The sequence below is a fragment of the Stenotrophomonas sp. ESTM1D_MKCIP4_1 genome (assembly GCF_003086895.1).
Classification (GTDB): Bacteria; Pseudomonadota; Gammaproteobacteria; order Xanthomonadales; family Xanthomonadaceae; genus Stenotrophomonas.
Genome location: NZ_CP026004.1, coordinates 2,484,425 through 2,510,518, shown reverse-complemented (window position 1 = coordinate 2,510,518; position 26,094 = coordinate 2,484,425). Strand labels below are relative to the sequence as shown.

The following is a 26,094-nucleotide window of genomic DNA, read 5'->3' as shown; positions in this document are numbered from 1 at the left end:
CCGGCCGTGGTGGCACCTTCACCGGGATGCCACGGCCTTCGCGCCACGCTCCGGGAAAACACCCGGAGCCTGCCCATGGAACTCACCCAGGACGTATCGATCCTGCTGCGCGTGGCCGCCGCGATGTTGTTCGGCGGTGTGCTGGGCGTCGAACGCGAGATGGGCAAGCATGCTGCGGGCCTGCGTACGCACATGCTGATCGCCGGGGCGGCGGCATTGATTGTCGGCCTCGGTGATTCGGTGGCCGAACACTTCCAGCAGGAGCGCTATCGCGACCTGCTGCAGGTCGATCCGGTACGCCTGATCGAGGCAGTGGTGGCCTGCGTCGGCTTCGTTGCCGCCGGCACCATCCTGCGCGGCAACCGCGAAGATCAGGTCAGCGGGCTGACCACCGCAAGCTCACTGGTGATGGCAGCGGCCATCGGCATTGCCGTGGGCATTGGCAAGTACGTGATCGCCATCGGGGTGAGCGTGCTGTGCGTGCTGGTGCTGGCGGTCATCCGGCGGGTGGAGAAGAAACTCTGAGGGGACCGCAGTGGGGTCAGAGCCCCTGCGGGGATCCGACCCCAGGCAGGGTCAGATCCCCGCAGGGGCTCTGACCCTGTCTCCCCTCACCAATAAATGGTCCGACCAATGTCGAGATCTAACGCTATGGTCTAATAGGCTCAGCGCGGGATAGACGGTTCAATCTGCGTCGCGTGGCCCACCGGGCATTCATATTGGTACTACCAATAGAGCCGGTGGTCACGACGCCCCATCAGAAATGGTGGTGAACCCGTCCCCAGTCGAGAGCCTCCATGCAGCCCTGGCAACACCTGTACGACCCCGCCGGCAACCTGTGGTTGTCCAGCCTGATCGCGCTGCTGCCGATCGCGTTCTTCTTCGTTGCGTTGGCTGTGCTGCGCATGAAGGGGTGGCTGGCCGGGACGCTCACCGTGGCCATCGCGCTGGGTGTGGCCCTGTTGCTCTACCGCATGCCGCTGGCGCAGGCCCTGGGCGCGGCCGGCTTTGGCTTCACCTACGGCCTGTGGCCGATCGCCTGGATCATCATCGGCGCGGTGTTCCTGTACAAAGTCTCGGTCAAGACCGGGCAGTTCGACATCATCCGCGCCTCGATCCTGTCGGTCACCGAGGACCAGCGGCTGCAGATGCTGATGGTCGGCTTCGCCTTCGGTGCCTTCCTGGAAGGTGCGGCGGGCTTCGGTGCGCCGGTGGCGATCACTGCCGCGCTGCTGGTGGGGCTGGGCTTCAAGCCGCTGTATGCCGCGGGCCTGTGCCTGATCGTCAACACCGCTCCGGTGGCCTTCGGTGCAATGGGCATCCCGATCATCGTCGCCGGTCAGGTCACCGGCCTGGATGCGTTCGAGATCGGGCAGATGGCCGGCCGTCAGTTGCCGTTCCTCACGATCATCGTGCTGTTCTGGATCATGGCCATCATGAATGGCTGGCGCGGCATCAAGGAAACTTGGCCGGCGGTGCTTGTGGCCGGCGGCTCGTTCGCCATTGCCCAGTACCTCACCTCCAACTTCATCGGACCGGAACTGCCGGACATCACCGCGTCGCTGGCCTCGCTGGTCTGCCTCACCCTGTTCCTGCGCCGCTGGAAGCCGGTGCGCATCTTCCGCTTCGACACCGCCACCAGTGCCGAAGCGGCGGCGCAGGCGCTGGAAGCACCGCGCTACAGTGCGGGCCAGATTGCCAAGGCGTGGTCGCCGTTCCTGATCCTCACCGCCATGGTCACGCTGTGGAGCATCAAGCCGTTCAAGGCGCTGTTCGTTGCCGGCGGGGGGCTGGAAAACTGGGTGCTGAAGATCCCGGTTCCCGGTCTGGACCAGATGGTGCAGAAAATGCCGCCGATCGTGCCGGCACCGCTGAGCTACGAGGCGGTCTACAAATTCGATTGGTTCTCAGCCACCGGCACGGCCATCATCCTGGCCGCCATCATCGCCATCATCGCCCTGCGCATGCCGGCCAGAGCGGCCGTGCAGACCTTCGCCGAGACCGTGCGCGAACTGCGCGTGCCCATCTACTCCATCGGCATGGTCCTGGCGTTCGCCTTCATCGCCAACTACTCCGGGCTGTCGGCGACGCTGGCCCTGGCGCTGGCCCATACCGGAAAAGCGTTCCCGTTCTTCTCGCCGTTCCTGGGCTGGCTGGGCGTGTTCCTCACCGGCTCTGATACCTCTTCCAACGCACTGTTCTCCGCGCTGCAGGCCACGACCGCCCAGCAGATCGGGGTGTCCGACGTGCTGCTGGTGGCGGCCAACACCACCGGCGGTGTCACCGGCAAGATGATTTCGCCGCAGTCCATCGCCATTGCCTGCGCAGCGGTGGGCCTGGCCGGCAAGGAATCGGATCTGTTCCGCTTCACCGTCAAGCACAGCCTGGTGTTCACTGCGATGGTCGGCCTGATCACCTTGGCGCAGGCCTATTGGCTGACCTGGATGATTCCCTGAGCCATGCCGCGCGCGTCCCTCCACCGCCAGGCCGTTCGGGCGACAATGGCGCCATGAGCATGCAACGGGTTTCGGACAAGGTGGCCGCACAGCTGCGCGTGCTGGTGCAGGAACAACAGCTGCAGCCGGGCGACCGGCTGCCGGCCGAACGGGCGCTGGCGGTGCAGCTCGGGGTTTCGCGTACGGCACTGCGCGAGGCCATCGCGCAGCTCGCCAGCCAGGGGCTGCTGACGGCGCGCGTCGGCGGCGGAACCTACGTCGCCGAGCCGGCCGCGCGGGCGCGGCAGGCGCTGGACGAGCCGCTGGCGCCGTACCTGCCGCTGTTCCAGGGGGATCCGGAATATCGCTTCGACGTGCTGGAAATCCGCCACGCGCTGGAAGGTGCCACCGCCTGGCACGCTGCGCTGCGCGCCACCGATGAAGACCGTGCGCGCATCGCCCTGGCGTTTCAGACCATGATGGATGCACACGGCAGGGACGACCCGGCCGGTGAGGCCGAGGCCGATGCAGCCTTCCATCTGTCCATCGCCGAGGCCTCGCACAACCTGGTGCTGCTGCAGGTGATGCGGGGCCTGTTCGAGCTGCTGCAGACCAACATCTCGCAGAGCCGCGAAAAGCTCTACACCTCGGCCCGCACGTTCTCGCCGCTGTCCGACCAGCACCGCGAAATGATGGATGCCGTGCTGGCAGGTGACCCCGAACGCGCGCGCGCCGCGGCCCATGCTCACCTTGAGTTCGTGCACACCACGCTGCGCACGCTGGATGACAACGAAGCCCGGCGTGCGCGGGCCTCGCGTCTCCCTTCCCCGCATGGCTGATGACTTCCGGTTGACCCCATGATCATTTCCGCTTCCACCGACTACCGTGCCGCAGCCGAGCGCCGCCTGCCGCCGTTCCTGTTCCACTACATCGATGGCGGCGCGTATGCCGAGCACACGCTGAAGCGCAATGTTTCCGACCTGTCCGACATCGCACTGCGCCAGCGCATCCTGCGCAACATGTCCGACCTGAGCCTGGAAACCGAACTGTTCGGCGAAACGCTGGCGATGCCGGTGGCGCTGGCCCCGGTCGGCCTGACCGGCATGTACGCACGGCGTGGCGAGGTACAGGCCGCGCGTGCGGCCGACAGTCGCGGCATTCCCTTCACCCTGTCCACCGTCTCGGTCTGCCCGATCGAAGAAGTGGCGCCGGCCATCCAGCGGCCGATGTGGTTCCAGCTGTACGTGCTCCGCGACCGCGGCTTCATGCGCAATGCGCTGGAGCGCGCACAGGCGGCGGGCGTGACCACCCTGGTGTTCACCGTGGACATGCCGGTACCGGGCGCGCGCTATCGTGATGCACATTCGGGCATGAGCGGGCCGAATGCCTCGCTGCGCCGCTTCGGCCAGGCCATCGCCCATCCGCAGTGGGCCTGGGATGTTGGCCTGTTCGGTCGCCCGCACGACCTCGGCAACATTTCCGCCTACCGCGGCAACCCGACCGGGCTGGCGGACTACATCGGCTGGCTGGGCAGCAACTTCGACCCGTCCATTTCCTGGCAGGACCTGGAGTGGATCCGCGAGTTCTGGAAGGGTCCGATGGTGATCAAGGGCATCCTTGATCCGGATGACGCCCGCGATGCGGTGAAGTTCGGGGCCGATGGCATCGTGGTGTCCAACCATGGTGGCCGCCAGCTGGACGGCGTGCTGTCCACTGCACGCGCACTGCCGGCCATTGCCGATGCCGTGCAGGGCGACCTGAAGATCCTGGCCGATTCGGGCATCCGCAACGGCCTGGACGTGGTGCGCATGCTGGCGCTGGGCGCCGACACCGTGCTGCTGGGCCGTGCCTTCGTCTATGCGCTCGCCGCACAGGGTGAGGCCGGCGTGGCCAACCTGCTGGACCTGATCGCCAAGGAAATGCGCGTGGCGATGACCCTGACCGGCGCGCGTCGCATCGCCGATATCGGCCGTGACTCGCTGGTGCGCCTGCCATGAGTGGCCACGACGCCGTGCTGGCGCAGTTGCGCGATGCGGTCGGCAGTGGCCATGTACTGACCGGCGACAAGGCCACCCGGCGCTTTCGCCGCGGCTACCGCTTCGGTGATGGCCCGGTGCTGGCGGTGGTGCGCCCGGGCACGCTGCTGGAACTGTGGCGCGTGCTGCAGGCAGCAGTGCAGGGTGGGGCAGCGATCATCCTGCAGGCGGCCAACACCGGTCTGACCGGCGGTTCGACCCCGGATGGCGACGACTACGGCCGGCCGATCGTGCTGGTCAGCACGCTGCGCCTGACCGGCATCCAGCTGTTGAACGAAGGCCGCCAGGTGCTGTGCCTGCCAGGCGCAACACTGGACCGCCTTGAGCAGACGCTCGCACCGCTGGGGCGCGAACCGCACTCGGTGATCGGCTCGTCCTGCATCGGCGCTTCGGTGCTGGGCGGCGTCTGCAACAATTCCGGCGGCGCGCTGGTGCGCCGTGGCCCGGCGTACACCGAGCTGGCACTGTACGCGCAGGTCGATGCGCAGGGCACACTGCAGCTGGTCAACCACCTGGGCATCGCCCTGGGCGATACCCCGGAACAGATCCTGCAGCGCCTGCAGGACGGGCAGTACAGCGCGTCCGATGTGGGTGACGGCGACGGTCGCGCTGCGTCCGATCCACGCTATGCCGAGGAGGTGCGGCGGATCGACGCCGATACGCCCGCCCGGTTCAACGCCGATCCCAGCCGCCATTACGAAGCGGCCGGTTCGGCCGGAAAGCTGGCCGTATTCGCCGTGCGCCTGGATACGTTCGAAAAGGAAGCTGCCGAGGTCTTCTACATCGGCAGCAATCGCACCGCCACACTCACCGCCATCCGCCGCCAGCTGCTGACCGGCTTCGAGCGGCTGCCGATTGCGGGTGAGTACATCCATCGCGACGCCTACGACATCGGCGAGCGGTATGGAAAGGACACGTTCCTGTTGATCGATCGCCTGGGCACCGCGCGCGTGCCGGCCGCATTCGCGCTCAAGAGCCGCGTCGATGGCTGGTTCGAGCGACTGGGCCTGCGCGGGGTGACGGACCGGGCGATGCAGGCACTGACCGGCCTGTTGCCCTCGCATCTGCCAGCGCGCATGGGCGAGTTCCGCCAGCGCTATGAACATCACCTCCTGCTGAAGGTATCGGCGCAGGATGCCGCGGAGACCGAGCGCTGGCTGCGCGAGTGTTTCGCCAACCACGAGGGTGGTTTCTTCCGCTGCACGGCCGAAGAAGGGCGCAAGGCGTTCCTGCATCGCTTCGCGGTCGCCGGTGCGGCGGTGCGCTACCGCGAAGTCCACCGCGCGCAGGTACAGGACATCGTGGCGCTGGATATCGCCCTGCGCCGCGACGACGCGGACTGGTTCGAGACACTGCCGGCCGACATCGATGGGAAGCTGCTGCACAAGCTCTACTACGGGCACTTCCTCTGCCACGTGTTTCACCAGGATTACATCGCGCGCAAGGGCGAGGATCCGATGGCGATCGAGCATGCGATGTGGGCACTGCTGGATGAGCGCGGCGCCGAGTACCCGGCCGAGCACAACGTCGGTCATCTGTACCCGGCCAAGCCCGCACTGGCAGATTTCTATCGGCAGCTTGACCCGAGCAACACGTTCAATCCGGGCATTGGCCACACGTCGAAGGCGAAGGAGTGGGGGCGCTGCGACTGCAACGGACCGTGAACATCGAGTAGGTTACGATCTCTGCCTTCGCAAGGATGCGCTGCTGCGCAGAGGATGCCTGATGAATCACCCCGCTGTTGTGCGAGCGCTGTCCGTTGCGCTGCTGCTGACGCCGCTGTTTGCCGCCGCTGCCGCGCCCAGCGCAGCCGGCAGTCAGCTGGAGAAGCTGTCACCGATGCCTGCTGCTGACGACGCTGCAGCGGACGGTCCTCGCCATTGCACGCAGGACCGTGCCTGGTGCGTGCAGGCGCTGCGGGCCGATGAATCGGCGCTGGCCACGCTGATGGTGGAAGAAACGATGGCCGGCGCACGCGAACCGTTGAACCGTGCGGTAGCCGTGAGGGTGCCGCAGGGCGCACGCCTCGCGGTGTGGCCGAACATCATCCGCTTGCCTGCCCACCGGGTAGAGGGCGGTGAGGTGCAGGATGTGCTGGTCGCGGCGGTCGTGCAGCAGCAGGGGAAGCCTGCCTGGCTGCACGTGGGCCAGGTTCGCCACCTGGCCGATGATGTGCAGACCGACGGTGATCTGCTCGTGGTGCCATGGCAGCCCGGGTCCAGCCTTGACGTCCACCCCTCCACCGATGCGCTGCCGCAGCTGAAGTACGTCAGTGGCGAGCGTGCCGCATGTCCGGCAGACCGGGTGTTCCGCAGCGTCGGTGGGCGTTACGTGCCTGACCGTCCACTGCCGGCCTGCGCAACGGCTGGCGGCCAGCCGTAGGCGCCCTGCGGGCGCTGTTACTCGCAGCGTGCGGCGGTGATGATGTTGTCCTTGTCCATATAGACCCGCAGGCGGTCCGGACGGATGTCCTTGGTGGTGATCGTGGTCGGGCCGATCGGATTGACCAGGCCCGCGCCACTTTCACGTGACAGCCGGCGCATGTTTTCTTCGTTGCCCGGCTGGCCCACCGCCCACCCCAGTTGGCTGGCGTCACAGCGGCCCGTCCCCTGCACCTGTGGGCCGGGCGTGCTGACACAGGCCGACAGCAGCAGGGGCGTGGCGATGGCGGCAAGGGAGAGGCGGGCGATGCTGTTTCGGCTCATCGGAACGGCTCCAGAGGGCGTGATGGCGCCACCATAGCACCGCGTCCAGGCTGGCGGCATGCGTTGGATCATGGCGCGGTGCTTACGGCACGCTGGCCGGGCCGCGCTTGATGGCTTCCCACACCTTGTCCACGTGCGCGCGCAGCGGTGGAGCAGCCGACGCCAGCGCAGGATCGTCCTGGCGCTCACCGCCGAAGGGCGCATCGCCTTCCACCTCCACCAGCGATTCGCCACGCACTTCGTAGTACTGCTCGCCCTGGCGAAGGCCGATACGCAGCTGCTGCGGGTCCACGCCGCCGCCGCAGAAGCTGTGGCTGGCCAGGGTCAGTTCGGCGCGGCCGTCGTTGTCCAGATCGGTGGCCGTCACCTGGTCGAGGAAGTAGCCAGCGTCCAGGTCCAAACCCTCGCACTGGACCGGGTCGTCGACGCTCCAGCGCGAGCCCCATGCGGCTGCGGCATCCGCACGTCGGTACAGTTCCGCGCGCAGGGTGATCTGCTCTACCGGATCCTCGTCGCCTTCGGCAGGCAGCGTGTTCTCGCTGCGCGACAGCAGCAGCACGCCCTCGCCGTCGATGTCCTTGAAGGGCAGCTGCTTCAACAGCGTACCCGCATAGAGGCCCTTGAGCTGCGTGTCGGGCAATGCCGGCAACGTCTCCAGTCTGGCCGTCGACGTGGCGGCACTCTGCTCAGTCGATGCAGGTGCCTCCGGTGCGGTGTCGCCTGCTGTCCCGGTGGCGGGCGAGGGCGGTGCGCCGCAGCCGGCAACCCCGAGTGCGAGCACGGCCAGCATGGCCAGCCGCAGCCGATCAGCGCGTGTTGTCGCCTGCTTTCTTGGCGACGACGATGCCGAGTGCCGCGTTGAGGTCGGTGGCTGCCAGTTCATCGAGTTTGGATTCCTTGAGTTCCTTCTGCGCAAAGGGCAGATAGCTTTTCGGCACGTAGTAGCGCAGCGTTGCCGGATTGAAGCGGACGAAGTTGATCTGATCGCTCTGGTTTCCGCCCAGCAGCACCGGACGGCCACGCTCCATGGCGTAGACGAAGCCGACGTGCGAGGTTCCCACCAGGGCCACTGCGCCGAACACCGGGCCGTCAATCTGGCTGAAGCGCGTGGTATCGGCAGCGAACGATCGTGCGCGGTACGGGTGGGGCGAGGACGTGGCAAAGCCCGCGCTGCGCAGGCACCAGTTCACGAAGGACGCGCACCACGCATTGGAACTGCCGGCCATCGTGGTGAATTGTTTGCCATATCCCAGTTCGGAATGGAAATTGATGGTGCGGCTGATTTCGGCTTCCTTCTTGCCGGCCCACTTCCGTGCCTGCGCATAGGCATGTTCGACCCAGGGGGCGCGCTTCTGCGAGAAGGGAATGATCGAAATCGGGTGACCTTCACCCTCGCGGCTGCGCGTATCCCGCCCCTGCACGGTTGCAGGAGGCTTCACCGCGGTGCCGGCGGTCGTGTTCGGCGGATTCTTGACCAGGGACGGTCGATCCCCCTTGCCTGCCGCCGTCGTGGTGCCGGTGCGCGTGGCTGCCGTCTGCGAGGACGTGGAGGCTGCCTTCGCGCCGGCCGGCAGGGTGATCTTCTGCCCGGGGCTGATCCGGTTCGCATTGCTGATGGACGGGTTGGCCGCCATCAGTGCGTCGACACTGGTGCCATGGCGGTCTGCGATTTTTCCCAGTGTATCGCCCGAGCGCACGCTGTAAGTCGCCGCCGCGCGTGCGGCCGGCTGCGCGGGGCCGCTGTCATTGGCCGCAGTGGCTGGCGCCTTGCCGTAGATCCACACGACGTGCCCGGGATAGATCCGGTTGCGGTTGCGGATCTGGTTGTTCGACACCAGCTCGTCCACCGACGTCTTGAACCGGCTGGCGATGGTGGCGAGCGTGTCACCGGGCTGCACGACATAGCGTAGCGGTGTGCGCTTGTCCTTGCTCGGCTGCACCGGGTTGTGCGGCTGGGAGTTGCCGCCCACCGTCATCATGTTGCGTGCGAACACCAGCGACGCAGACGCCTGCTGCAGGGCGAACTGCCCGATGCGGGTGCCGATCTTGCCCGACTCGTCCAGGAACAGCTCGATCATCTCACCGGGCTGGCGGGTGATGAAGGTGGGCAGTGCGCCGTGCTCGTTGGTCTTGACCTTCTTTTCGCCGGCGGTGCTGCTGCGCACGATCACAGGCGTCGCCGGCAGCGGACGGGTGCCGTCGGACAGCGTGACCTGGGTGGCATGCACGATCCGCTCCTTGCGGGTCTCGGGCTTGGCATTGAAGCCTTCGTACTGCTCCATCGCCGCGATCATGCCGTTGAACTGCTCGTCGGTCATGTCCTTGATGACCGTCTGGTCGGTGGCGCCGGACCGCTTGCGTACATAGGCCAGATAGGCGGCCGTATCGTTCTCCGATTCCGGCGCATAGGTATGCATGGCGTTGTACAACGTCATGTCGTTGTACTTGCGGCGCAGCAGGGCGCGCTTCTCCGCCCGCCCATCCTCGGCGGTCGGGAAGATGGCGAACTTGCCGCTCTTGGTGTCGGCCTGCCCGATCATCTTGACGTACTTGCCACCCGGTCGAAGATTGCCGGGATTGTTGAGCAGCCACGCGAGCGAGCCGCCACTGCGGATGAGCTTGTCACCGTTGTCGGCGGTGAACTCCACAGTGCGCGTTTCCTTGTTGAACACTGCGCTGATATAGGTAGGCATTCCGTGTCGTCCTATCGGGACGGAAGCTTGGCAAGGGCCTGCGTTACATCCGTGCCCTGCGGCAGCCGTCGGGTAGAGTCGAGCACCAGCACCCAGCGTTCTTCATCCGGTTGCTGCTTGAGCACATAGCGCTTCAGCTCGACGGTAGCGTTGTCGTCGTACGGCGTGTCCTTGAACGTCAGTTCGGCGATGTACAGGGCCACATTGCTGCCTTCGACCACCACGCGGGCATCGCGCAGTGGAAAGTCAGCCGTAGCGGTGGCCTTCACCAGGAACTCAGCCGGCGGCGCGTCATTGCGGGGCAGCAGTGGAAGCTGGTTCCACACCGCATCGCTGGCCGTTGGCCGGTACTGGAAACTGTAGACATGGAAGCTGTGCGCGTTGAAGTGGCTGACATAGCCCGTGTTCACGCGCACGGTTCCCTGGCCCGCCTTGATGTCGGTGCTGCCGGGCGGATACTGCTGTGCCTGGGCCAGCGATGCCAGGGACAGGCCAAGCAGAAGCAGGAAGGATCGAATGGTCATGTGGAGGAAGGCGATTCGTTGAGCAGTTCGAGGATCTGTTCCGGCGTCAGCGAGCCAACGGCATCGCTGGCATCGAGATCGCCCAGGAAGGGATCAGTGCCATCGGCATCGGGCGTATCGCCGTCGTTCTCGGGTGCCTGGCCGGGGGCCGAGGCCAGCATTTCCCAGCTGTCGTCACCGACCTCCAGGGTCAGCGGGCGGCCCAGGCCATCGGCCATCACGCGCGGCAGGCGACCGTCTTCGCCGATGGTGCCGCCGGCCACCTGTTCACCGTCGTTGTTGAAGATGCGGTAGGCCTTGTCCTTCCAGCCCATCTCCGTAGCCAGTGTGTCGGCACCTTCCAGCGCGAAGCGCAGGCTGTCCTTGAACGAGAACAGGCCATTGGGAAGTACCGGCATGGCCGGGGCATCACTGCCCCCACCCATGAACGGATGCTCGCCCGCCTTGACCTTGAACTCGCCCGGGCAACTGAAGGTGATGTTGCCCCCTTCCAGCGTGATCGCGCTGCTGCCGGCCTGCAGCACCACCTTGGTCTGCGCCAGCACGTCGATGCGGTCGTCGGTGGCGGTGATGGTCAGGGCCTGGTCGCTCAGCAGTTCCAGTTCGCCGTCGTTGGCCTGCAGGCTCACCGGGCCCTGCGCGGCGATCACCCGCAGCGGGCCGCTCTGCGCGAACAGCGAGACGTGTCCGCCAGAAACGGTAGCGATGGTTTCCCCGGCGCTGACGTGCAGGTCCTGCTGCACGGTCATCTGCAGGTTCTGTCCGGCGTAGGCCACCGCGCTGGCCGGGGTGGTCCAGGCAATGTGGTGCGGCGCTTCGGCCAGCAGCAGGGGCTTGCCCAGCCGTTCCACCGGCTGCTCGCCGGGGCTGCGGCCATCGCTGCCGGGCTTCATTCCACTCTGCCCGTTCACATCGCCCTGGAAGCGGCCCTGCGCCTGCGGGTCGATCTGCTCGCGCAGCTGCTGGGTGCGCTGGTACTCGGCCAGGCCGGGCACCTCTTGCTGGGCCAGGGTCTGCTGCATCTGTTCCAGGCTGCGCTCGGCGCCTTTCAGCTGCGCCACCACGCTGGCGTTGTCCATCACCGTGGAAGCACCGCGTTCCTGCAGGCTGGCCGACAGCAGCAGGCCTTCGCCGGCATGCACGTTGCCCCAGCCCTGGGTGGCCAGCTCGAAACCTTCGCCGCGCAGGGCGCCGCGGGCGGTGTCCTGGTGGGCGATCAGATAGCCCAGCTCCAGCCGGCTGTCGGCCAGCGAACTGTGCAGGCGCGTGCGCAGCTGGCCCGGTGTGTCATCCATCACCCATTGCTGGGTGCCGCTGCCGTCATGGGCCTGGGTGTGCAGGCCGCTGAGCACGCCGGGGTGGCGGGCGTTCTCGTCGATGCCGCCGCCGAAGGGCGGGGCGACCTCGCCGTTGTACAGCTGGCCGGTGATGCGCGGCTGGTCGATATCGCCGTGCAGGAATTCCACCAGCACCTCGCTGCCCACGCGGGGCAGGAAGGCGGTGCCCCAGTTCGGGCCGGCCACCCATTCGGCCACCGATACCCAGCTGCCGCTGGTGTGGTCGCCGGGGGCATGGCCGGGCTGGGCACTGCCGGTGTCGGTCAGCCCGCCCGGATTGGGCGCGCTGCCGCGCTGCCAGCCGAACTGGATGCGCACCTGGTGTTCGCGGTTGGGGCTGAGCGCAGCATCGGCCACGCCCACCACGCGCGCGGTCTGCGGGCCGTGCAGGGTGGGGCGGTCCTGCGGCAGGGCACGCAGCGGCACATCGGCACCGGTGGCGATGAAGCTGTTGCGGTAGGCGCCGCGCTCCAGCGCGGTGTTGCCCAGCAGTTCGGCGATGCCCTGGTCCAGGTTGTTCACTGCCACGTGCTGCACGGCCAGCAGCTGGAAGGTCTGGCCGGCATGCTGCGGGTGCTGGGACAGGGCGAAGGTGGCGCCTGCGCCGAGCTGGCGCTCGCTGCCGCTGCCGCGGTAGAGCACCTGGCCCACGCGCAGCGCATCCAGCCGCGCCTGCGCTTCGGCATCGGCCCAGCCGGGCTGGGCGAAGCGGCCGGCGCGCGGCTGCACGTAGACCTCCAGCGCGGGCAGGCTGCCGGCATCGGCACTGGACTGCGCGGCCACGGCATTGACCTGTTCGCTGTGCCAGCTGGCCACGGTGCTGGCATTGGGCACCAGCTGCTGGCGCTCGGCGAAGGCGGTGATGCCGTCGCTGGCCTCGGCCATGTCGGCGCGATGGAAGCGCAGCGTGCCGGTGTCGGGCAATTCCGCACCCGGCTCGAACACCACCAGCGTGTGCGCGGCTTCCTCGCCCTGCGCCTGCTCGATGCGCCAGGCCAGGCCGGCCTCGGCCAGCAGCCGGGTGACAAAGGCCCAGTCGGTTTCGCGGTACTGGGTGGTGATGGCACGGGCGGGCAGTTCGGCCTGCACGTCGAAGCGGAACGCCGCCTGCGGGTAGTCGCCGAAGATCTGCTCGCAGATGGCGCGGGTGTCCTGGTCCTGGAAGATCACCGCATTGCGGCGCAGGCGCAGCAGCGCGGTCCAGGGTTCAAGGATCAGGCGGTAACGGGCCAGGCCGCCATCGCTGCCCAGCTGTGCGGCCTCGGTGCACAGGCCATGCCACTGCCGCAGCGCGCCGTCGGCCTGGCGCAGCTGCAGGGTCAGCGGCTGTTCCAGCCAGGGGGCCAGATCGAGGAAGGCATCGGTGGCCAGGCAGTCGATCTGCAGGCGGTTGTCACCGCAGACCGATTCGGTGCCCTCGAAGCGTTCGACCACCAGGCCCTGTTCGGGGCCCTGCAGCTGGATCAGCCGTTCGCGGTGAGAAAGCGAGGCGAGGGATGCAAGCAGGGAAGAGCTTGGGATGTCCATATCATCAGGCTCATGGCAGGGTGATCGTGATGTGGGCGGTGCGCTCGGGCATCTGCACCACGTCGTTGTACGCGGCCAGCTGTTGGCGCGTTTCGTGGCCCAGGTAGGCGCGCATGCCGAAGAAGGCGACGATACCGAAGCAGCCCACCACCACCGCCGGCAGCCACAGCGGCACCACGCGGCGCAGGCTGTGGCGCACATTGTCCGGCGGCAGTGCATGCGGTGCGAAGCCGTGGCGCTTGCCCTTCAGGTAGACGATCTCGTCGCCCAGCCGTGCGGTCAGGTAGCCCAGCTTCTCGGTGCCTTCCAGCCGGTACTTGCCCTCGAAGCCCATCAGCAGGCAGTAGTGGTAGACCTCCAGCGACGGCAGGCGCGCGGCGCCCTGACGGCGCAGCTCTTCCAGGCGGTCGAAGAAGTGCTCGCCGGCCAGGTGCTCGCCGAACATGCGCAGCTGCAGGGGATTGCGTTCCCACGTCTCGTGCAGTTGCGAAGGCTGCGACAGGATCGCCTCGTCCACCGCGGCACAGAACGCGTACTTGGCGGCGTAGACATCTTCTGATGCCACGCCCAGTCGCATGGCATTGCGTTCAACGCCATCGAGGAACTTCTGCACGGTCTGCACGAAGCCTTCCGCATCGTTCGGCAGCTGGCCGCGCTTGAGCAGCAGCAACAGGTAGAAGCCATCGGACATCAGGTCCTGCAGGCTCTGCGGATTGGCCGCCTGTGGCGTGGGATTGGCCATCGCACCGTTGGCGGTCAGCGAAGGCATCGGGCCCGGAGTCGGGGGCAGGGGGGAATTCATCATGAGGTCACCGCCACAAGTTCCATCTTCAGCTCGGCAATGCCGGCCGGCACGTAGATCATCAGCGACTGCGACTTGAGCATCCGCTCATACAGCGCACCGCGCGAATCCAGCTCGAAGTAATGACTGCCCGGCCGCACCGGAATCGCTGCCGGCACCTGCGCGGCGTGAACCAGCTTCACGCCCGGCAGCGCGGACAGCACGCACTTCTCCACGTCGTCCGGTGCGCCCACCTTGAAGCGGACCGGCACGCTCTGGATCAGTTCCTGCGCCGGCATCGAGGCCGACACGGACAGGTAGAACGAGGCATCGCCATCGATGCGCTGCGAGTCCAGCCGGCCCAGGTGGTAGGAAGGCTTGACCTCGTTGAGCGCGATCTTGAAGTACCGCGTCGAGATCACCGTATCCAGCAGCGCACGCACGATCTCCAGCAGTTTGCGGAACGATGCTTCCGGCTGGTCGTGGCGGTACACAGGCAGGTCGCTCAGCTGGTAGGCGTTGGAGAAGGTCAGCAGCGCGCCGGCCATGCGCAGCAGCTCCTGGTGCAGGCGCTCGGGATGCAGCTGCGGATGGTGCAGCAGGTGGGCCAGCGCACTGAAGGAACTGTTGATGGTGTGCAGCAGCCAGAACGAGGCGATGTCGCCCGAGCGGAACTCGATGATGTTCTGCGACGTCTGCCGGTGCAGGCCATACAGCGCATCCACTTTCGCCTGCAGGGCATCGAGCACCGCCCGCAGTTCGCGGTGCAGGAACGGCGATGCCTGCAGCTGTGCGCAGGGCGGAATGAACTCGTCATCCAGCTCGAAGCCGCCGCTGGACGTGCGCCGCACGCGCGCTACCGCCACGGTGCTGTACGCATCGCGCGGCTGGTCGTCGGTCAGCAGCTTCACGGCCTTGCTCAGGTACGACAGTTCGGCTTCCACCGCATCCGTGAACAGGTCCTGGGTGTCCCGGTTGGCCTGGCGGTAGCGCGCGAGCACTGTGCCTTCGGCGTCAGCGCAGTTGGCGCCATCGTCACGCAGCAAGGGCAGCGCCAGATAGACCACGGTGCTCTGGATGCCTGGCGGCAGTTCGTGCAACGACACCGCATCGGGCAGGCTGTCGTGGGCGGGTGCATCGTAGGTTTCGCCATCGGGGAACACCGCCGACAGGTCCAGTGGACGCAGGGTGCCGCCGGAAAGCGCGTGCGGATCGAAACGTACGCGACGCGCGCCCCACGCATAGGGGTGCAGCGTCTGGGAAAGGTCCTGCAGGCGCGCTTCGTGATACGCGTCCTGGCGCTGGAAATGCTGGGGGCGCAGGAACAGGCCTTCACCCCAGAGAACCTTCGACATCCTGCTTACATAAGCCACGTTCAATCCTTGGAAATAGCTCGAAAAAAATCCCCGCGCCGGCGGAGGCACCACCTTCAGTGACCGGCAGAATGACAGTCGTCGGGTGCTTCGATGTGAAAGTGTGAAGCACTTCCCATATTTACTTCTCCGAGGCCTGGCCTCGCGTCGCAGATACTATCCCATCGTGGAATTCGAGTGCCAGAATTCTGGCAGGCGCTTATTTTGCGCCCGCGCAACGGATGGACGCGAGGCTGCCTGGATCACCGGAGATGCGCGTCAGCAGCGCCTTGCTGTCACTGGTCAATGCGCAGGCATGGATCCCGATCGTGACGCCCTCCTGGGGCAGCGTCTTGCCCTTCGTATCGAACGCCAGCCGCCAGCGGTTCTCGGCGGGAGCGCGGAACAGCGCCACCACGCCGAGCACTGCACTTCCTTCACTCAACTGCTCCGACAATTCCTGCCGGGCCCCCGGAGTGAGCACGACTTCGTTGACCGAAAGCAGGTCCGCGCCTAGCGCGGCCTGCTCTCCGGCCTGGTCGAGGAAGGCATTGAACGGGGCCTGCTCAAAGCGATGCAGGCTGCGCAGGTGGTAGATCTTCACGACCGCTGCGGAGGGACGCTTGTCGTTGCCGGCATTGAGGTTGGTGCCGGCGTACAGGCGCAGGGGAACGACCGGCGGTGCTTCAGGCGTCTCTTCACGGATGCCGACGGCCTGCAGGGTCTTGTCCATGGCCTTGCCCAGCTTGCTGTCAGATGCGCAACCAGAAACGGACAGGGAGATTATCAGTGTCAAAAACGTGACGGATATCACGCGTTGGAATAGGAATAGTTGCGCATTCATTTGGGTTCAATGAGCTCTGATGGTGGGTTCAAGGTCACGCAAACAGCGTGTTTTGCTCGCGAATATCACATCGGCATGTGAAGAATGTGTCCATCAAATGCGCCATATTCTTGACGGAATTCACTATACCGATGCGTATTTGCGAATGTACACTTCCGGCGAATGGGGCAGGAATCCCGTGCGTTGTACCGGCGGAGATTCGGCTTCCTTGCAGGAATTAATTTCGACGAGGGATCACTATGGAAGTGAAGGCAATGGGGAAGGCTGTCTACCGGCCGATGTTCGCGCTGATGTTGTTGTCGGGCCTTGCGGCCTGCTCCTCGTCGCCGAAGAAAGCAGAGGTCGTTCCGTTCGAGACGACGCTGAGCAACGCAGAGGCCCAGGTGAGCGTAGGGGGCGCCGATGCGGCGATCACCGCGTTTGAAGAAGCCGCCAAGGCTGACCCGACCCGCAAGGAACCGTGGGTGCGCATCGCGCAGCTGCAGTTCGACCAGGGGCAGTACGCGCGTGCCATCGTCGCGGCCGAAGAAGTCCTGCAGCGCGACCCGGAAGATCTGGTCGCCGATGGCGTGATCACGGTCGCGGGCTTCCGCGTTGCCAACCAGTCGCTGACGCGCCTGCAGGGCCGTGGCGCGCTGGCATCGGACACCGCCCGCAAGGAAGCGCAGACCCTGGCCACCACCCTGCGTACCACCATGGGTGATGCGATCCTCGCTGACCCGACGCCCAAGCCCAAGCCTCGTGCGCGCACCCGTGCGGCACGTGCCGCGCAGCCGGCCGCCACCCAGCCCGCCGCGCAGCCGGCCAAGCCCGCTGCCCGCTCGAACAACTCCGATCCGTTCCAGAACATCGGCAACTGATCCGGAACCGGCCCCAGTCAGGAGACACACATGGCCAAGAAGGAAAGCATCCAGAAGCGGCTGCAGAAGATCCGCCCGCCGCGCGTCCAGCTCACCTACGACGTCGAGAAGGGTGATGCGATCGAGCAGAAGGAACTGCCGTTCGTCGTCGGCGTGATGGGCGATTTCAGCGGCAACCCGGAACAGCCGCTGCCCAAGGTCAAGGACCGCAAGTTCGTCAACGTCGATCTGGACAACTTCGATGAAGTGATGGAAGGCGTGGCGCCGCGCGCGGTCTACCGCGTGCCGAACAAGATCAGCGACGAGGGCGGCGAGTTCGGTGTCGAACTCAAGTTCAATTCGATCGATGACTTCCGCCCGGAAGCCGTCGTGCAGCAGATCGAACCGCTGCGCCGCCTGCTGGAATCGCGCACCAAGCTTGCCGATCTGCGCAACAAGCTGGCCGGCAACGAGAAGCTGGAAGACCTGCTGACCGATGTGCTCAACAACACCGAGCAGCTCAAGCAGCTCGGCGCGACCAAGGAGGACTGATCGATGTCAGCCGAAGCCAGCCAACTGGCCACCCAGGCCGCCGAACTGGAAGACGTCGGTCTTCTCGACCAGATCGTCGAGAAGAGCAAGGTCGCCAAGTCGCAGACCGAGCACGACCGTGCCAAGGACATCATTGCCGCCCTGGCGAAGGAAGTCCTGGACGGCACCGTCGTCGTCTCCGACAACCTCAACCTGACCCTCGACGCGCGTATCGCCGAGATCGACCGGATCATCTCCGAGCAGCTCAGCGCGGTCATGCATGCTGAAGCCTTCCAGAAGCTGGAAGGCAGCTGGCGTGGCCTGCACTACCTGTGCCAGCAGACCTCCACCGGCCCGAACATGAAGATCAAGGTCTTCAATTCGCCGCAGAAGGACCTGGTGAAGGACTTCAAGTCCGCCATCGACTTCGACCAGAGCGCGCTGTTCAAGAAGGTCTACGAAGAAGAGTTCGGCACCTTCGGTGGCGCGCCGTTCGGCGCCCTGATCGGTGACTACTTCCTCGGCCGCCAGCCGGAGGACATGTACTTCATCGAGCAGATGTCGCACGTCGCCGCTGCCGCGCACGCGCCGTTCATCTCGGCCGCCAGCGAAGGCATGTTCGGCCTGGAAACCTTCACCGATCTCGGCAAGCCGCGCGATCTGGCCAAGGTGTTCGACACGGTCGAGTACGCCAAGTGGAAGTCCTTCCGCGAGAGCGAGGACAGCCGCTACGTCGGCCTGACCATGCCGCGCTTCCTGGGCCGCCTGCCGTACAACCCGAAGGATGGCACCACGGTCGAGGGCTTCAACTTCGTCGAGGAAATCGAAGCGGCAGACCACAGCAAGTTCCTGTGGTGCAACACCGCCTATGCCATGGGCGCGCGACTGACCCAGGCCTTCGAGAGCTTCGGCTGGTGTGCAGCCATCCGTGGCGTGGAAGGTGGTGGTCTGGTCGAGGACCTGCCCACCCACACCTTCCGTACCGATGATGGCGAAGTGGCCCTCAAGTGCCCGACCGAGGTGGCCATCACCGACCGTCGTGAAAAGGAACTCAGTGACCTCGGCTTCATGCCGCTGGTGCACTGCAAGAACACCGACTACGCCGCATTCTTCGGCGCCCAGTCGGCACAGAAGCCGAAGAAGTACAACACCGATTCGGCCAATGCCAACGCGATCCTGTCTGCCCAGCTGCAGTACATCTTCGCGGTCTCGCGCATCGCCCATTACCTCAAGGCGATGATGCGCGAGAAGATCGGCAGCTTCGCTTCGGCGGGGAACGTCGAGGAATTCCTGAACCGTTGGATCGCCCAGTACGTGCTGCTGGACGACAACGCCTCCCAGGAAGCCAAGGCGCAGTTCCCGCTGCGTGAGGCGTCTGTGCAGGTTTCGGAGGTGCCGGGCAAGCCCGGTGTCTACCGCGCGGTGGCCTTCATCAGGCCGCATTTCCAGCTCGATGAGCTGTCTGTCTCGTTGCGTCTGGTCGCCGAACTGCCGGCGTCCGCGAAAAAGTCGTAACGATTTGCTGTACCTGAAGCGTCCAGGGGAGTTCGCTCCCCGGATTGCAGTGACGCTTATTTCAAGAGGGCGTAGCCCCCCTTAACCGCCAGGCCCCCGCCTGGCACATCAAATCTCACGGAAGAACGGAATTTAGGAGACCAGATATGCAACACGCTTTCCTCTCGATTGACACCATCAAGGGCGAGTCGCACGACGACAAGCACAAGGACTGGATTGAAATCCAGTCGTTCTCGCAGGATCTGCTGCAGCCGCGTTCGGCCACCGCGTCGACCTCGGGCGGTACCACCGCAGCCCGCGTGAACCTGTCCCCGATCGAAATCACCAAGTCGATCGACCTCGCCTCCACGGCCCTGAACCAGGCCGCTTCCAACGGCACCACCTTCCCGAAGGCGCAGATCCAGTTCATGCGCGCCGACAAGGACGGCAACGCGATCAATTACTACATGGTCGAGCTGCTGAACGTGCTGGTCCACCGCGTCACCACCACGGTGGACAAGGAAGGCATGCCGCAGGAAGTTGTTCAGCTGAGCTTCGGCGCCATCAAGTGGACTTACCAGCAGCAGAAGCCGGAAGGCGGTGTTGGTGGCAAGACCGTGGCGCAGTGGAGCGCAACGAAGAACATCCCGAACTACACCGTTTGATGCTGTGTCACTGCGATGGCGCCTCGTGCGCCATCGCAGTCTGATCGTCAGGTGTGGCCAGGAACGGCCTCGCCTTTGCTGCACCGCTGCCGCCCGCACGGATGCCGAACCTGAGTGGATCGTCCAATGAAGGGACTCGAACCCAGCCTGCTGGAAAAACTGTTCGACGACGCGCCGAAGCAACCGGCCAGCGGGCCTGTGTTCAAGTCCGTTTCGCTCGAGCAGTACAAGGAATCCATCGCCCGCGACCTGGAGGGGCTGCTGAACTCACGCGCCGCGTTCCAGGAAGGTGACATGAAGGAATTCCCCAATTGCCGTCAATCGCTGCTGACCTACGGGCTGGCGGATTTTTCGGCGATGAGCCTGGCCAATGCGTACGATCGCGCCGCGATCTGCCGTTCGTTGGAACAGGCGGTGGCGCGCCATGAACGGCGCCTGCGCAACGTCAACGTCCACCTGGATGCCGGCAACCAGTTTGCCGGTGGCCTGCATTTCACCATCCATGCATTGCTCGATCTGGAGCCGGCCCGTGAGCCGGTCAGCTTCGACGCCATGCTGCAGCCTTCGACCCTGCAGTACCAGGTCAGCCGCGCACGCCGCACGCAGGCCGCCTGATGCAGGATCTGCTGCCTTACTACGAACGGGAGCTGGGCTATCTCCGCCGCTACGGGCGCGAGTTCGCCGAGCGCTACCCGAAGATCGCCGGCCGCCTGCAGCTTTCCGCGGACGGCAGCCAGGATCCGCATGTCGAGCGCCTGATCGAAGCGTTCGCGCTGCTGACGGCACGCGTGTCCAAGCGCATCGAGGATGACTATCCGGAGTTCACCGACGCCCTGCTGGATGTGCTGTACCCGCACTACCTGCGTCCGTTCCCGTCCTGTTCCATCGCCTGCTTCGACATGGAAGGCGTTGCGTCCAAGCTGAGTGCGCCGGTGCGGGTGCCGCGCGGCACCGCGCTGCAGAGCCGTCCGGTGCGCGGTGTGCCCTGCGATTTCCGCACGGCCTATGACGTCGTGCTCGCGCCCATCGGCGTGCAGCAGGTTGTCTACCGCAGCGTGGCCGACGCTCCGATGGCCACCACCCTGCCGGCGGGTACCGGCGGGCAGATTTCCCTGGGCTTCCAGCTGCTCTCCGACCAGTTGGGCTTCCATCAGCTGGGTACGGACAACCTTCGCCTCTTCCTCGACGGTGAGCCTTCGGTACGCGCCGCATTGCGCGATGCCCTGATGCTGGGCGTGAAGGCGGCCTACGTGGAATCCGACGGTGATGGCCGCTGGCGCCGGCTGGACAGCGTGCCGCTCAGTCCGGTCGGCTTTGCTGAAGACGAGGCGCTGATCGATTTCCCGGCACGTTCGCATCCGGCGTATCGCCTGCTGACCGAATTGTTCGCCTATCCGGAGAAGTTCGGCTTCGTCGATCTGCACCTCCCGCCGCTCATCGCCAGTGCAAGCCGGCGCTTTACCCTGCACCTGGTGCTCAACGCGCAGGGGCAGGACCGCAACGGCGCGATGGTGCTGGAGGAACTGGGGCCGCACAACCTGCGCCTGGGCTGCACCCCCATCGTCAACCTGTTCCAGACCAGTGGCGAGCCGATCCGGGTCACCCATCGCACGGTCAACTATCCGGTTCTGGCCGATGCGCGTCGCGCGTTCGCCTATGAAGTGCACTCGATCGATTCGGTGCATCGCATCCGGCAGACCCCGCAGGGTGAACTCATCCAGGCGTTCCGTCCGTTTTACTCGCTGCAGCACGGTGAAGATCCCGAGCGCACCGGGCAGTACTGGGTGTCGCGCCGTGATGAAGACATCGCGCGGCAGAGCCCGGGTTTCGAGACCGAAATCAGCTTCGTCGATCTGGCATTCAATCCGGTACTGCCGCAGACCGACACCGTCAGCCTGGAGCTGACCTGCAGCAACCGCGACCTTCCGAACCAGCTTGCCTTCGGTGTCGCGGGCGGCGATCTGAACATCGAGGGCGGCAGCCCGGCCAAGGCCATCAGCCTGCTGCGCAAGCCGAGCAAGCCGCTGCGCTTCCGCCATGGCCGCAATGCGCAGTGGCGGCTCATTTCGCATCTTTCGCTGAACCAACTCTCGCTCACGGCCAGCGGTCTGTCCGCGCTGAAGGAAATGCTGCGCCTGTACGACCTGTCGGGCAGCAATGTCTCGGCGCGTCAGATCGACGGCATCCTGGAACTGGAACAGACCCCCGTCACCACCTGGATGCACGGCCGCCAGTTCGCTTCGGTGGTACGTGGCCTCGAGATCCGCCTGACCCTCAATGAAGCCCATTTCGTGGGCACCGGTGTGGCCGCCTTCGCCCAGGTGATGGACCACTTCTTTGCACTGTACGTGCATGCCAACAGCTTTACCCGCCTGGTGCTGGTGTCCAGCGACAGTGGGGAGGAGATCGTCCGATGCCCAGCGCGCAGCGGCGAATCGATCCTGGCGTAGCCCAGCAGCTGCTGACCGAGCCCCACCGCTTCCAGTTCTTCCAGGCGGTGCGGGTGCTCGAGCAGGTGTTCCAGCGGCAGGGCGTCAAGCCTGGTCAGGCGGTGCCCATGCGGGTGCGCTTCCGCAATTCGCTGTCGCTGGGCTTCCCGGCTACCGAGCTGTCGGCCGAGGGCGAGGTGTATTCCCTGCAGGGCGACCGCCTGCAGGGACGCGAGGCCATCGAAGAGGCCCTGCATGGCGAGACCCTGGCCGAAGTCCATCTGACCCCGCAGTTCATGGGCCTGCTGGGCACGGCCGGTGCCCTGCCGCTGCACTACACCGAAACCCTGCAGCTGCGAGAGCTGTATCAGCGCGACCGCACCGCACGCGCGTTCCTGGACATCTTCTCCAGTCGCGCGGTGTCGCTGCACTATGCCGCGTGGAAGAAGCACCGCCTGGCGGTGCAGTACGAGCTGGACCGGCGTGAGCGTTTCCTGCCGCTGGTGCTGTCGCTGCTTGGCATGGGCATGAGCGAGCTGCGCGACCGCCTGCACGAGGGCAAGGGCGAAATCTTCGACGAAGCCGTCGCGTACTACGCCGGTGCCGTGCGCCAGAGGCCGGTGTCGGCGGCATTGATGCAGCGCGTGCTTTCGGATTACTTCCAGGTCCCCCTGCATGTCGAGCAGTTCGTCGGCGCGTGGTACCGCGTGCCGGCCGGCCAGGCAACCCGCCTGGGCCAGGCCAATGCTGTCCTCGGCGCCAGCGCGCTGGCCGGGGACCGGGTCTGGCAGCGCGACCTGCGCCTGCGCCTGCGCATCGGCCCGCTGCGCCGCGACCAGTTCGACGATTTCCTGCCGGGCGGCAGTGCTGCCGAGGCGCTGGCCAAATGGTTGTCGCTGTTGACCGGCGGCATTCTTGAATACGAAGTGCGGCTGGTGCTGCGTGCCGAGGATGTGCAGGGCAGCGCACTCGGCAGTGGCGGTGGCGCCCGGCTTGGCTGGGACAGCTACCTGTGTACCCAGCCGCAGGTCACTTCGCGTGAGGACACCACCTATGGCATCCACACGCTGCAATGACACCACGCCGGTGGCAGTCGCGCCGCCGGCCCCTGAACGGTTCCAGCAAGGAGTGCGCGTTTCCGCATGAGCATCAACCTCAAAACCCTGATCAGCAAGCTGGACGACACCTGCCGCCAGGCGGCCGAGCGGGCCGCGAACCTGTGCATGGCGCGCGGCAACTACGAGGTCGACCTGGAACACCTGTTCCTGGCACTGCTCGAGCAACCGCAGAGCGATTTCGTGTTGATCGCACGGCGCAGCGGCATCCTGCCCGAATCGCTGGAGCGCGACCTCAATGACGAGATCAGCCAGTTCAAGAACGGCAACAGCCGCACCCCGGTGTTTTCCCAGCACATTCCCAAACTGTTCGAGCATGCCTGGCTGATCGCATCGCTGGATTCGGAAACCACCCGCATCCGCAGCGGCCACCTGCTGCTGGCGCTGCTGACCGAACCCGACCTGGCGCAGCTGGCCTATCGTGGCTCCAAGCTCTTCGTGCGCTTCAAGCGCGACGAACTGAAGCATGATTTCGCCAAGCTGACCGAAGGTTCGCAGGAGGCGGTGCAGACCGTCCGCTTCGCCGACGCATCGGCGACCGGCGAGGCGGGGGAAGGCGACGAGGCGGGGGCAGGGGAGGCCAAGGGCGGTCTGTCCAAGACCCCGGCACTGGACCAGTTCACCACCAACCTGACCCAGCGCGCACGTGACGGCAAGATTGATCCGGTGATCGGCCGCGACGGCGAGATCCGCCAGGTGGTCGACATCCTGATGCGGCGGCGCCAGAACAACCCGATCCTTACCGGCGAAGCCGGCGTCGGCAAGACGGCCGTGGTCGAGGGCCTGGCCAAGCGCATCGCCGACAAGGACGTGCCCGATGTGCTGCAGGGGGTGGAGCTGCATACCCTGGACATGGGGCTGCTGCAGGCCGGTGCCAGCGTCAAGGGTGAATTCGAGAATCGACTGAAGAACGTCATCGACGAGGTCAAGAAGAGCCCCCATCCGATCATCCTGTTCATCGACGAGGCGCACACGATGATCGGTGCCGGCGGTACCGCCGGCCAGAACGATGCGGCCAACCTGCTGAAGCCGGCACTGGCCCGCGGCGAGCTGCGCACCATCGCGGCCACCACCTGGAGCGAGTACAAGAAGTACTTCGAGAAGGATGCCGCGTTGGCGCGGCGCTTCCAGGTGGTGAAGGTGGAGGAGCCCACTGAAGCACTGGCTGCCGCCATGCTGCGCGGCATGGTCGGGCTGATGGAGTCGCACTTCAACATCCGCGTGCTGGATGAGGCCGTGACCGAGGCCGTGCGCCTGTCGCACCGTTATATCAGCGGCCGCCAGCTGCCCGACAAGGCGGTCAGCGTGCTCGATACCGCCTGCGCGAAGGTGGCGCTGGGCCAGAGCGCCACCCCGGCCATCATCGAAGACACGCGCAAGCACCTGGATCGGCTGCATGCCGAGATCAGCGCGCTGCAGCGCGAATCCGCCGGCGGCAGTGACCATGGCGAGCGCCTGGCGGAACTGCATGTGCAGCAGAGCGAAGCGCAGGCGGTCCTGGCCAGCAACGAAGAGCGGCTGGGCCGCGAGCGCGAGCTTGCCACGAAGATTGCCGCCTTGCGCCAGCAGCTGGAACAGGGCAATCCGGAACAGGCCGAGGGTGACAGCGCGGCCGATGATGCCGAGGGTGATGTTGCCGTGGCCAAGCCTGCCGCCAAGCGCGGCAAGGCAGTGCCGGTGCAGTCGCCGCAGCATGCCGAGCTGGCACGCCTGCAGGCCGAGCTGCGCGAACTGCAGGGTGAAACCCCGATGGTCCCGCTGCAGGTGGATGGCACCGTGGTGGCCGAAATCGTCTCCGCCTGGACCGGCGTACCGCTGGGGCGGATGGTCAAGGACGAGATCCGTACCGTACGCACGCTGGGCAATCTTCTGGTTGAGCGCGTGATCGGCCAGGACCACGCGCTGGATGCCATCGCCCAGCGCGTGCGCACCGCCACGGCGCGCCTGGAAGACCCGAACAAGCCGCGCGGCGTGTTCATGTTCGTGGGGCCGTCGGGCGTCGGCAAGACCGAAACCGCGCTGGCGCTGGCCGACATTCTGTACGGCGGCGAGCGCAAGCTGGTCACCATCAACATGAGCGAGTACCAGGAGGCCCACAGCGTGTCCGGCCTGAAGGGCTCGCCGCCCGGTTACGTCGGCTACGGCGAGGGTGGTGTACTGACCGAGGCCGTACGCCGCAATCCGTACAGCGTGGTGCTGCTGGACGAGGTCGAGAAGGCGCATCCGGACGTGCTGGAAATGTTCTTCCAGGTGTTCGACAAGGGCGTGATGGACGATGCCGAAGGCCGCGAGATCGACTTCCGCAACACGCTCATCATCCTCACTTCCAACATCGGCTCCTCGCAGATCATGCAAGCCTGCCTGAACAAGCCGGCCGAGGAGATCCCCGCGGCCGATGCGCTTGGCGAAGCGCTGCGCCCGGTGCTGATGCGCACCTTCAAGCCAGCCTTCCTCGGCCGCCTGAAGGTCGTGCCGTACTACCCCATCAACGATGACGTGCTGGTGCAGATCATCACGCTCAAGCTCGGTCGCATCCGCGACCGCGTCATCGCCAATCACAAGGCCACCTTCAGCTGGGACGACAGCCTGGTGGAGGCCGTGCTTGCGCGTTGCACCGAAGTGGACTCGGGTGCGCGCAACGTTGACCACATTCTCAATGGAACCCTGCTGCCGGAAATCGCGGAAAGCGTGCTGGCGGCAATGGCCGAGGGGAACCGGATCAACGCCATCAAAGTCACCGCCGGCAAGAAGGGTGACTTCAAATACAAAGTGTCATGACACTGAGCA

The 26,094-nt window shown here is 65.8% G+C and carries 22 protein-coding genes; 14 read left to right on the top strand and 8 right to left on the bottom strand.

Going from position 1 to position 26,094, the window contains the following annotated elements; genetic code table 11:
- Window positions 1-75: 75 nt before the first annotated feature.
- From C1924_RS11505 to C1924_RS11480, 6 genes are all read left to right on the top strand, one after another.
- Complete coding sequence (locus C1924_RS11505; RefSeq protein WP_108765423.1) at window positions 76-525, top strand: MgtC/SapB family protein; 450 nt, start codon at window positions 76-78, stop codon at window positions 523-525.
- Window positions 526-797: 272 nt separating this feature from the next.
- On the top strand, window positions 798-2,456 hold the full coding sequence (lldP, locus tag C1924_RS11500; protein WP_108765422.1) for an L-lactate permease: 1,659 nt from the start codon (window positions 798-800) through the stop codon (window positions 2,454-2,456).
- A gap of 53 nt (window positions 2,457-2,509) precedes the next feature.
- Window positions 2,510-3,274, top strand: coding sequence for a transcriptional regulator LldR (gene lldR / locus C1924_RS11495; RefSeq protein WP_108765421.1), 765 nt, complete (start codon window positions 2,510-2,512; stop codon window positions 3,272-3,274).
- Window positions 3,275-3,292: 18 nt separating this feature from the next.
- On the top strand, window positions 3,293-4,432 hold the full coding sequence (gene lldD, locus C1924_RS11490; protein WP_108765420.1) for an FMN-dependent L-lactate dehydrogenase LldD: 1,140 nt from the start codon (window positions 3,293-3,295) through the stop codon (window positions 4,430-4,432).
- Complete coding sequence (dld, locus tag C1924_RS11485) at window positions 4,429-6,135, top strand: D-lactate dehydrogenase (RefSeq protein ID WP_108765419.1); 1,707 nt, start codon at window positions 4,429-4,431, stop codon at window positions 6,133-6,135. The genes lldD and dld overlap by 4 nt, the downstream gene beginning before the upstream one ends.
- 61 nt (window positions 6,136-6,196) lie before the next feature.
- Window positions 6,197-6,853 (top strand): hypothetical protein, encoded by a 657-nt coding sequence (locus tag C1924_RS11480; protein WP_159094792.1) that lies wholly within the window; start codon window positions 6,197-6,199, stop codon window positions 6,851-6,853.
- A 17-nt stretch (window positions 6,854-6,870) separates the two neighbouring features.
- Here the strand turns inward: C1924_RS11480 and C1924_RS11475 are convergent, their stop codons facing one another.
- The 8 genes from C1924_RS11475 to tssJ all read right to left on the bottom strand — a co-directional run bounded on the left by C1924_RS11475 (window position 6,871) and on the right by tssJ (window position 16,234).
- Entirely contained in the window at window positions 6,871-7,176 is a 306-nt protein-coding gene (locus C1924_RS11475) for an I78 family peptidase inhibitor (RefSeq protein WP_108765417.1), read from the bottom strand.
- Between the two features lie 82 nt (window positions 7,177-7,258).
- Window positions 7,259-7,816, bottom strand: a complete 558-nt coding sequence (locus C1924_RS11470) for a hypothetical protein (protein WP_108765416.1) — start codon at window positions 7,814-7,816, stop codon at window positions 7,259-7,261.
- 166 nt (window positions 7,817-7,982) lie between these two features.
- Entirely contained in the window at window positions 7,983-9,869 is a 1,887-nt protein-coding gene (locus C1924_RS11465; RefSeq protein WP_108765415.1) for a TIGR02594 family protein, read from the bottom strand.
- Window positions 9,870-9,880: 11 nt separating this feature from the next.
- Window positions 9,881-10,393 carry a hypothetical protein gene (locus C1924_RS11460; RefSeq protein ID WP_108765414.1) on the bottom strand — a complete coding sequence of 171 codons (513 nt, stop codon included), beginning with the start codon at window positions 10,391-10,393 and terminating at the stop codon, window positions 9,881-9,883.
- A complete protein-coding gene (locus tag C1924_RS11455) occupies window positions 10,390-13,257 on the bottom strand; it encodes a type VI secretion system Vgr family protein (RefSeq protein WP_254051128.1) in 2,868 nt (955 codons plus the stop codon). Before C1924_RS11455 ends, C1924_RS11460 begins: the two co-directional genes overlap by 4 nt.
- Before the next feature lie 10 nt (window positions 13,258-13,267).
- The gene (gene icmH / locus C1924_RS11450) at window positions 13,268-14,062 is read right to left on the bottom strand and encodes a type IVB secretion system protein IcmH/DotU (protein WP_174208958.1); all 795 of its coding nucleotides are present in this window, start codon (window positions 14,060-14,062) and stop codon (window positions 13,268-13,270) included.
- Entirely contained in the window at window positions 14,059-15,393 is a 1,335-nt protein-coding gene (tssK, locus tag C1924_RS11445; protein WP_108765412.1) for a type VI secretion system baseplate subunit TssK, read from the bottom strand. The genes icmH and tssK overlap by 4 nt, the downstream gene beginning before the upstream one ends.
- A 217-nt stretch (window positions 15,394-15,610) precedes the next feature.
- Window positions 15,611-16,234: a type VI secretion system lipoprotein TssJ gene (tssJ, locus tag C1924_RS11440; protein WP_108765411.1), complete on the bottom strand. Its 624-nt coding sequence runs from the start codon at window positions 16,232-16,234 to the stop codon at window positions 15,611-15,613.
- Window positions 16,235-16,488: 254 nt separating this feature from the next.
- Between tssJ and C1924_RS11435 the strand changes: the two genes are divergently transcribed.
- From C1924_RS11435 to tssH, 8 genes are all read left to right on the top strand, one after another.
- The gene (locus C1924_RS11435) at window positions 16,489-17,094 is read left to right on the top strand and encodes a tetratricopeptide repeat protein (protein WP_254051127.1); all 606 of its coding nucleotides are present in this window, start codon (window positions 16,489-16,491) and stop codon (window positions 17,092-17,094) included.
- Between the two features lie 30 nt (window positions 17,095-17,124).
- Window positions 17,125-17,625 (top strand): type VI secretion system contractile sheath small subunit, encoded by a 501-nt coding sequence (gene tssB / locus C1924_RS11430; RefSeq protein WP_108765409.1) that lies wholly within the window; start codon window positions 17,125-17,127, stop codon window positions 17,623-17,625.
- A gap of 3 nt (window positions 17,626-17,628) precedes the next feature.
- Complete coding sequence (gene tssC / locus C1924_RS11425; protein ID WP_108765408.1) at window positions 17,629-19,119, top strand: type VI secretion system contractile sheath large subunit; 1,491 nt, start codon at window positions 17,629-17,631, stop codon at window positions 19,117-19,119.
- A 146-nt stretch (window positions 19,120-19,265) separates the two neighbouring features.
- Window positions 19,266-19,763 (top strand): type VI secretion system tube protein Hcp, encoded by a 498-nt coding sequence (locus C1924_RS11420; RefSeq protein ID WP_079222222.1) that lies wholly within the window; start codon window positions 19,266-19,268, stop codon window positions 19,761-19,763.
- Window positions 19,764-19,889: 126 nt separating this feature from the next.
- Complete coding sequence (gene tssE / locus C1924_RS11415) at window positions 19,890-20,378, top strand: type VI secretion system baseplate subunit TssE (RefSeq protein ID WP_108765407.1); 489 nt, start codon at window positions 19,890-19,892, stop codon at window positions 20,376-20,378.
- Complete coding sequence (gene tssF, locus C1924_RS11410; RefSeq protein ID WP_108765406.1) at window positions 20,378-22,213, top strand: type VI secretion system baseplate subunit TssF; 1,836 nt, start codon at window positions 20,378-20,380, stop codon at window positions 22,211-22,213. The genes tssE and tssF overlap by 1 nt, the downstream gene beginning before the upstream one ends.
- Window positions 22,177-23,268, top strand: a complete 1,092-nt coding sequence (gene tssG, locus C1924_RS11405; RefSeq protein ID WP_108765405.1) for a type VI secretion system baseplate subunit TssG — start codon at window positions 22,177-22,179, stop codon at window positions 23,266-23,268. Before tssF ends, tssG begins: the two co-directional genes overlap by 37 nt.
- A 66-nt stretch (window positions 23,269-23,334) precedes the next feature.
- On the top strand, window positions 23,335-26,085 hold the full coding sequence (gene tssH / locus C1924_RS11400; RefSeq protein WP_108765404.1) for a type VI secretion system ATPase TssH: 2,751 nt from the start codon (window positions 23,335-23,337) through the stop codon (window positions 26,083-26,085).
- The last annotated feature ends 9 nt before the right edge of the window (window positions 26,086-26,094 follow it).